The sequence below is a fragment of the Mycobacterium sp. genome (assembly GCF_049683935.1).
In the GTDB taxonomy this organism is placed as follows: domain Bacteria; phylum Actinomycetota; class Actinomycetes; order Mycobacteriales; family Mycobacteriaceae; genus Mycobacterium.
In genome coordinates, this window is sequence record NZ_JBAUJR010000132.1 from 1 (window position 1) to 8,024 (window position 8,024).

6 protein-coding genes and 2 pseudogenes are annotated in these 8,024 nt (G+C 66.2%); 5 read left to right on the forward strand and 3 right to left on the reverse strand.

The window, feature by feature from the left end:
- Window positions 1-657: pseudogene (locus tag WA965_RS07860) on the forward strand (DUF1298 domain-containing protein); the annotation flags it as partial.
- Window position 658: 1 nt separating this feature from the next.
- Here WA965_RS07860 and WA965_RS07865 read toward each other — a convergent pair.
- Both WA965_RS07865 and putP read right to left on the reverse strand, forming a co-directional pair.
- Window positions 659-1,312: a TetR/AcrR family transcriptional regulator gene (locus tag WA965_RS07865; RefSeq protein WP_526301453.1), complete on the reverse strand. Its 654-nt coding sequence runs from the start codon at window positions 1,310-1,312 to the stop codon at window positions 659-661.
- Window positions 1,313-1,372: 60 nt separating this feature from the next.
- A complete protein-coding gene (gene putP / locus WA965_RS07870; RefSeq protein WP_526301455.1) occupies window positions 1,373-2,902 on the reverse strand; it encodes a sodium/proline symporter PutP in 1,530 nt (509 codons plus the stop codon).
- A gap of 187 nt (window positions 2,903-3,089) precedes the next feature.
- On the opposite strand from putP, the gene WA965_RS07875 reads away from it, so the two are divergent.
- The 3 genes from WA965_RS07875 (at window position 3,090) to WA965_RS07885 (ending at window position 6,913) form a co-directional block, all read left to right on the forward strand.
- On the forward strand, window positions 3,090-4,535 hold the full coding sequence (locus tag WA965_RS07875; RefSeq protein ID WP_526301457.1) for a carotenoid oxygenase family protein: 1,446 nt from the start codon (window positions 3,090-3,092) through the stop codon (window positions 4,533-4,535).
- A gap of 51 nt (window positions 4,536-4,586) precedes the next feature.
- Window positions 4,587-5,108: a DoxX family protein gene (locus WA965_RS07880; RefSeq protein ID WP_526301459.1), complete on the forward strand. Its 522-nt coding sequence runs from the start codon at window positions 4,587-4,589 to the stop codon at window positions 5,106-5,108.
- Window positions 5,109-5,170: 62 nt separating this feature from the next.
- The gene (locus tag WA965_RS07885; protein WP_526301461.1) at window positions 5,171-6,913 is read left to right on the forward strand and encodes a DUF3556 domain-containing protein; all 1,743 of its coding nucleotides are present in this window, start codon (window positions 5,171-5,173) and stop codon (window positions 6,911-6,913) included.
- A gap of 10 nt (window positions 6,914-6,923) precedes the next feature.
- On the opposite strand, the gene WA965_RS07890 is transcribed toward WA965_RS07885, so the two are convergent.
- Window positions 6,924-7,715, reverse strand: coding sequence for an FCD domain-containing protein (locus WA965_RS07890; protein ID WP_178358040.1), 792 nt, complete (start codon window positions 7,713-7,715; stop codon window positions 6,924-6,926).
- Window positions 7,716-7,887: 172 nt separating this feature from the next.
- Between WA965_RS07890 and WA965_RS07895 the strand changes: the two are divergent.
- Window positions 7,888-8,024 (forward strand): annotated as a pseudogene (locus WA965_RS07895) (acetyl-CoA hydrolase/transferase family protein); the annotation flags it as partial.

Genomic DNA, 8,024 nt, shown 5'->3' on the forward strand with positions numbered 1-8,024 from the left:
TTGCTGCGCAGCAACGCGCGACCGTCGGGGCCTCGCCACGTGCGGACGCTGATCTGTGACCGCGAGCGACTGCGGGGGCCGACGGTGACAGTGGGGGTGCTGGCTGCGGTGTCCGCCGCGCTGTCCGGGCAGCTCCGTGGGTTGGGCGACGACCCGTCGCAACTCGCGGCGGAGGTGCCGATGGCCAAGTCAGGTCCGCGTCCGGCGCACAATCATTTCGGCAACGTCGGTGTCGGCCTGTATCCGGACCTGGAGTTCGACCAACGGGCCCAACGGATCAGCATCGAGCTGAACCAACGCCGGCGGCGTGCCTCGCACCCGGCGATGCGCGCCGAGAGCGCGGCATTCGCGACTGTTCCGGCACCGGTACTCCGTTGGGGGGTAGCCCAGTTCGATCCCGACAGCCGGTGGCCGACGGCCACCGGGAACACGGTGGTGTCCAGCGTGAATCGCGGCGCGAAGGATCTGCATCTCGGCGGGGCTCCGGTGCTGCTGACCGCCGGGTTCCCCGGCCTGTCCCCGATGATGGGGGTGACCCACGGTGTGCACGGCATCGGCGAGACGATCGTCATCAGCGTCCATGCGGCCGAGTCGGCGATCGGCGACATCGATACCTATGTGGAGCGGCTGGAATACGAAGTGCGCAAAGGGAACTGAGTCAGGCGTTCTCGGCGAGCACCGCGTTCATCGACCTCATCGCCGCGTCTCGGTCATCACCCATCCCCACCAGGGTGTCGATCACCAGGGGGCCCAGGATCTGGGTGAGTCCGTGCCCTTCATGCCCGAAGTAGCCTGCCATTTCCAGCAGAACCGCGCCGTGGTTGAGGCTCCACAACCGCCCCGCCACCGCCAGTTCGTCGTCGTCGCGGATGCGGCCTGCGGCGATCATCCGGCGCACCGCACTGTGCAGCGCTCCGAAGGACGGGGCCCATTCGGCGCGGTTGGTTGCGCTTCCGGTGACGGTGATGTCGGTGCGGTAGACGGTGAGCGAGGCCGGTGCGGAGGTGCCGAAGATCAGTTGGTATCGCTGAGGATTGGCGAGCGCGAAGTCATGGTAGGCGAGTCCCATCGCCAGGAAGTCGGCCACGGGATCGTCGGTTTCGGGCACCTCGGTCAACGCCTGGGTGAAACGGATGAACACCTCCCCGGCAATGGCGTCGAGCAGACCTGTCATTCCGCCGAAGTGTGTGTAAACCGCCATCGTGGAGGTGCCCGTCTCGGCCGCGACGTTGCGCGCGCTGAGCGCGGGGAGACCGTCGCGCTCGAGGATGCGCACGCCCGCCTCGATCAGGGAGTGGCGGGGTGCGGTCACGTATGCAATGTAACCATAACGGCGTTATCGCCGGGCTGACACCTGTTTCGCGCGCCGTGATCATTCGGCGGCGGCGACGACGGCCGGTTCACGCACTGCCGCGTCCATCTCGGTGAACTCGCGTTCGATGTCGTCGTTCTGGCGCGCGGTCATCAGCGACACCACCGTGGCAACAACCGCGCAGGCGATGAAGCCGGGAACGATCTCGTACATCGCGCTGGCCAGCGCCTCGGTCTGGCCCCAGATCCCCACCACCACCGCGCCGCTGATCATGCCGGCGATCGCACCGGGGGAGGTGAGTCCGCGCCAGAACAGCGACAAGATGATGAGCGGACCGAACGCCGCCCCGAAGCCCGCCCACGCGAAGCCGACGAGGTCGAGGATCGTTCCGCCCGGGTTCAGCGCGAGGGCGATCGCGACGATCGCGACCGTGAGCACCCCGAGTCGGCCGTAGGCGACCAGCCTCGTCGGACTCGTTTCCTTGCCGAACGCCCGGTAGATGTCCTCGACGAGGGCCGACGAGCAGACGATCAACTGTGAGGAGATGGTCGACATCACTGCGGCCAGCACAGCCGCGAGCACGATCCCGGCGATGAACGGGTGGAACATGATCTGCGCCAGTTGCAGAAACACCGTTTCGGGATTGTCGAGTGTTTCGCCACGGTCGTAGAAGTAGGCGAAGCCCGCGAAGCCGGTGACGATGGCACCCAGGGAGCTGAGCACCATCCAACTGATGCCGATGCGGCGACCGGCCTTGGCGTCGGCGGGCGAGCGCAGCGCCATGAACCGGACGATGATGTGCGGCTGACCGAAGTAGCCGAGTCCCCACGCGGCGGCGGACAGGATGGCCATGACACTTCCTCCGTAGAACAGCGAGGTGCGATGGATTTCGTTGCCGGGGTCGGCGAGATTCTGGGCGGTGTCGGAAGCCTGGATCGCGTTGAGCACCTCACCGGGACCGCCGACGGCGATGATGGTGACGACCGGAACCGCGATGAGGGTGGCGAGCATCAACACCCCCTGTGCGACGTCGGTGAGCGTGGCGCCGAGGAACCCGCCGAACAGGGTGTAGCTCAACGTGATTCCCGCAACGAGCAGCATGCCCCACAGGTACGACGAGCCGAACGTGGTCTCGAAGAACACGCCTCCGGCGACCATGCCGGACGACACGTAGAACGTGAAGAACACCAGGATGATCACGCCGGCGGCGATCCGCAGGACATGCGAATGATCACGCAACCTGTTCTCGAAGAAACTCGGCACGGTGATCGAGTTGTTGGCGATCGCGGTGTAGGCGCGTAGGCGCGGCGCGACGAAGCGCCAGTTGAGATAGGCGCCGATGACCAGGCCGATGACGATCCACGACTCGCCGAGGCCCGCTGCGTAGATGGCGCCGGGCACCCCGAGGAGCAACCAACCGGACATGTCGGACGCCCCCGCGGACAGTGCAGCCACACCGGGACTGAGCCTTCGACCGCCGAGCATGTAGTCGTCCAGATCGCTGGTCTGGCGGTAGGCGTAGTAGCCGATCGCGATCATCGCAGCGAAATACAGTCCGATGGCCAGCATCTGGTACGTGGAGTCGGTCATGTGTGCAGTTAACCGGGGATGTGACGTGAATCATTTGGCGAATCGCATGAGATATGCCACGAGGCTTTGTCCAGCTGGACAAGGCACCGAGATCGGGTCGCCACTGCTGCCGGCCAACCGTTGCCTCACCCGAATAACGGTGTTATACAGAGGGCGTGCGGCAATAACACTGTTATAGGGAGTTTTCATGGACAACCGCTACCTTCAGGGGGCGTTCGCCCCGGTATCGCAGGAGGTCACGCTCACCGATCTGGCGGTGACGGGCCGCATCCCCGACCATCTGGACGGTCGCTACCTGCGTAACGGCCCCAACCCCATCGGCGAGATCGACCCGGCGCGGTACCACTGGTTCATCGGCGACGGAATGGTGCACGGCATCCGCATTCGCGACGGCAAGGCCGAGTGGTACCGAAACCGCTGGGTCCGCAGTCCTATCGTGGCCAGGGCGCTCGGCGAAAAGACGCCCTCCGGTCGGTTCCCGGTCTCGCAGGTGGGCGCCAACACCAACGTGATCGGTCACGCCGGCACGACGCTTGCGCTGATCGAAGGGGGTGCCACCAGCTACGAACTGACCGACGAATTGGACACCGTGGGTGTCTGCGATTTCGACGGCACCGTCACCGGCGGTTACACCGCCCACCCCAAACGTGACCCCGACAGCGGCGAGTTGCACGCGGTGTCCTACAGCATGCTGCGGGGAAACGCGGTGCAGTACTCCGTGATCGGCGCCGACGGCCGTGCCCGGCGTGCTGTCGACATCGAGGTGACCGGCAGCCCGATGATGCACGACTTCTCGTTGACCGAACGCTACGTGGTCTTCTACGACCTGCCGGTCACATTCGACACCGAGCAGGCGGCGAGCATGTCGGTTCCGCGCGGTCTCCGGCTGCCCGCGCGACTGTTGTTGTCCGCGTTGATCGGTCGCGTGCGCATTCCCGACCCCGTCGCCGCGCGCATCCCGTCCGGAGGTGGCTCGGATCGCCGATTCCCGTACTCGTGGGATCCGAAGTACCCCGCCAGGATCGGCGTCATGCCGCGCGACGGCGGCAATGCCGATGTGCGGTGGTTCGACGTCGAGCCGTGTTACGTGTTCCACCCGATGAACGCCTACGACTCTCCGATCGACAACACGATCGTGCTCGACGTCGTACGGCACCCGAAGATGTTCGACACCGACCACCTCGGCCCCAACGAGGGGCCGCCGACACTGGAGCGATGGACCGTCGATCTGGCCGCCGGCAAGGTGCGGGAGTCGCGGATCGACGATCGCGCCCAGGAGTTTCCGCGGGTCGACGAGCGGCTCGTCGGTAAGCGGCATCGCTACGGTTATGCACCGGCTGTCGGCGAGGGAACCGACGGCAGTGACACGCTGCTCAAACACGACCTGGTGGGCGGCGACAGCGTGACTCGGTACTTCGGCGCTGGAAAAGCACTGGGCGAGTTCGTTTTCCAGGCGTCATCACCGGATTCCGCCGAAGATGACGGGGTGCTGATGGGTTATGTGTACGACCGGTCGACGGATCGGAGCGAGCTGGCGATACTCGACGCGCGCACTCTCGAGGACATCGCCGCCATCAAGCTGCCACACCGGGTGCCCGCCGGATTCCACGGCAACTGGGTGCCCGCCGCGTAACCACTCGGGGTAGTGCGGCGGCGGCGTAACAGATGGCCTAGATTCTGTTACATGACTGCCTACGACGTCGGGGTGCTGATCCTGCGTGTTGTCCTTGGTCTGACCATGGCGGCACACGGCTACAACAAGTTCTTCGGCAAGGGTGGCCTCAAGGGCACCGCCGGCTGGTTCGACAGTATGGGCATGAAGCCGGGCATGTTCCACGCCCGCGTCGCTGCCAGCACGGAGATGGCGGCCGGTCTGGGTCTGGCGCTCGGTCTGCTGACGCCGATCCCGGCGGCGGGCTTCGTCGCGCTGATGCTGGTGGCGGCCTGGACGGTGCACAAGCCCAACGGCTTCTTCATCGTCAAGGAGGGCTGGGAGTACAACCTCGTGCTGGCGGTCGCGGCGGTCGCCGTCGCGACGATCGGGGCAGGCAGGCTCAGCCTCGATTACCTGCTCTTCGCCGGCACCGGCCTCTACGACCTGCTGCACGGCTGGTGGGGTCTGCTGATCGCGGTGGTGCTCGGACTCGGCGGCGGCATCGGGCAACTGGTGATCTTCTACCGCCCGCCGGCCAAGCAGGACGCATAGACCGGCGGCGGAATCCGCACAATCGGTGCTGACGAACTGGAACACGTTCTAGTCTGACCGGCATGGGTTTTCTCAAGCAGGAAGCGCCCGTCGTCGACTACGCCGAGTGGAGCAAGGGGACTCGGGCCGAGCGGATCGTCCCGATGGCACGGCACTGGGCCGAGGTCGGCTTCGGAACGCCGGGTGTGCTGCATCTCTTCTACGTGGTGAAGATCCTGCTGTACGTGCTCGTGGCATGGCTGATCGTGCTGAGCACCGCCGGAATCGATGGGTTCACCAACGTCGGCGCCTGGTACCACGAGCCGATCGTGTACCAGAAGGTGGTCCTCTTCACGATGCTGTTCGAGGTCGTCGGGCTGGGCTGCGGCTTCGGGCCGCTGAACAACCGGTTCTTCCCGCCACTGGGTTCGATCCTCTACTGGTTGCGGCCCAAGACCATCCGGCTGCCACCGTGGCCGAACCGCATCCCGCTCACCAAGGGCGATTCGCGCACGCCGTTCGACGTGCTGCTCTACGCCGCCCTGCTGGTCGCCCTGGTGATCGCCCTGTTCTCTGATGGCACCGGCCCGATTCCGGAGCTCGGCTCCGAGGTCGGCGTGCTGCCCGTTTGGCAGACGGCGACGATCGTCGGGCTGCTCGCCGTGGCCGGACTGCGCGACAAGGTGATCTTCCTGGCCGCACGTGGCGAGGTGTACGGCGCGCTGGCGGTGTGCTTCCTGTTCAGCGGCGCGGACATCGTCATCGCCGCCAAGCTGGTCTGTCTGGTCATCTGGATGGGTGCGGCGACGTCGAAGCTGAACAAGCACTTCCCCTTCGTCATCTCGACGATGATGAGCAACAACCCGGTGTTCCGGCCGCGCTGGATCAAACGCAAGTTCTTCGAGCACTTCCCCGATGACCTTCGGCCGGGGCGGGCGTCGCGGTGGCTCGCGCACTTCAGCACCGCGATCGAGATGCTGGTCCCGCTGGTGCTGTTCTTCAGCCACGGGGGCTGGGTGACCGCGATCGCCGCGTTCGTGATGATCTGCTTCCATTTCGGCATCCTGTCGGCGATCCCGATGGGGGTGCCGCTGGAGTGGAACGTATTCATGATGTTCAGCGTGCTGGCGCTGTTCGTCGGCAATGCCGGCGTGGGTCTCGGCGATCTGCAGAGCCCCTGGCCGATCGTGCTTTTCGCCGCCGTGGCCGGCACCGTGGTGATCGGAAACCTGTTCCCGCGCAAAGTGTCCTTCCTGCCCGGCATGCGGTATTACGCGGGCAACTGGGACACCTCGCTGTGGTGCGTCAAGCCGTCGGCAGCGGCCAAGATCGAGAACGGCATCGTCGCGATCGCCAGCATGCCCGCCGCGCAGATGGAGAAGTTCTACGGCAGCAAGGAAACCGCGGAGATGTACCAGTACATGGGGTACGCGTTCCGCTCGTTCAACACCCACGGCCGCGCCATGTTCACCCTCGCGCACCACGTGATGGCCGGGCACGACGAAGCCGACTTCGTGCTGACCGACGGGGAGCGGATCTGCAGCACCGCGATCGGATGGAACTTCGGCGACGGGCACATGCACAACGAGCAGTTGATCGCCGCGCTGCAGAAACGGTGCGGGTTCGAGCCGGGCGAGGTGCGGGTGATGTTGCTCGACGCGCAGCCGATTCACCGGCAGCGTCAGCAGTACCGCCTGGTCGACGCCGCCACCGGTGAGTTCGAACGCGGTTACGTGCAGGTCGCCGACATGGTGACGCGGCAACCGTGGGACGACACGGTGCCGGTCACGGTGACGTGGCGCAAGGACAGCGCCGACGCGCCCTGAATCGCTGCGCCTAGCCCATCACGTCGCGGATCGGAACGCTCTCCAGGCCCGTCAACAGCAGTTCGCGCGACGTGTCGAGGTGCTTGCGCCAGTGTGCTTCCGCGCCCGGGGCGTCACCTGCGCGGAGATACTGCATGAGTTTGCGGTAGGACCGCATGAGCTTGTCGTAGTCGGCTTTAGACACCGGACGGCGTTCTTTGAACACGAACGCCGTGTGCCGGACGGTGATCTCGTGGAGCATGCCGGCGACCATTCCCAGCGTCGCGTTGCCGGAAAGCTGCACCACCCGCAGATGGAAGGCCCCTGTGGTCTCGGCCAGGCGACTCGACTGCCAGCCGTCGGAGATGAGTACCTCCAGCATCTGCTCGAGTTCGTCGAATGCCTCGGCGGGACCGGATTCGGCGAGCAGGCGGGCGGCCATCGGCTCGATGCCGGACTTCGCGGTCAGCAGGTCGGCGATCGTGGTACCGGACAGCTCGAGCAACAGCCCTGCGGGTCGCGCCACGATCTCCGGCCCGGGGACCCGCACCCGCGCGCCGGTCCGGGAACCGCGACGCACCTCGACGAGGCGCTCGGACTCCAGCACTCGGACGGCTTCGCGCAGCGTCGGCCGGCTCACGCTGAAATGTGCCATCAACTCGGCCTCGTTGGGCAGGAAGTCGCCGTCTTTGAGCGTGCCGTCGACAACCATGCGGCGCAGCGTTCCGGCCACGAGTTCGGCGGTCTTCGGGGACCGGACCGCCGAACTGGCACTGGCTGCGTCCGGCCCGATCATCGGCGCCAACCGGGTGCTACGCGTCACGACCTCTCCCAACAACTGGTCACCGGCGGACCGGCAAGCTATGCAACTCAGTAAACCATGTGGTCACGCCGATGCCCGGCCCAATGGTTTCCGGCGGGACCGTGAGGCCGCGTGACGCTGTCTGTGCACAAGTGCGGGCGGTGCTCCCGGGTCGCATGGCAGGGTAGCGGCCATGGCTGAGGAGCTCACCGCCGAAGAGGCCGCCGCGCGGCTCAGGACCGCCGACACGCTGGGGATACCGCTCGGGCCGGGCCAGCCCCCGGCGTTTCTGCGCGCCCTGGGCGAACGCGACGACTGGACCGGGCTGCG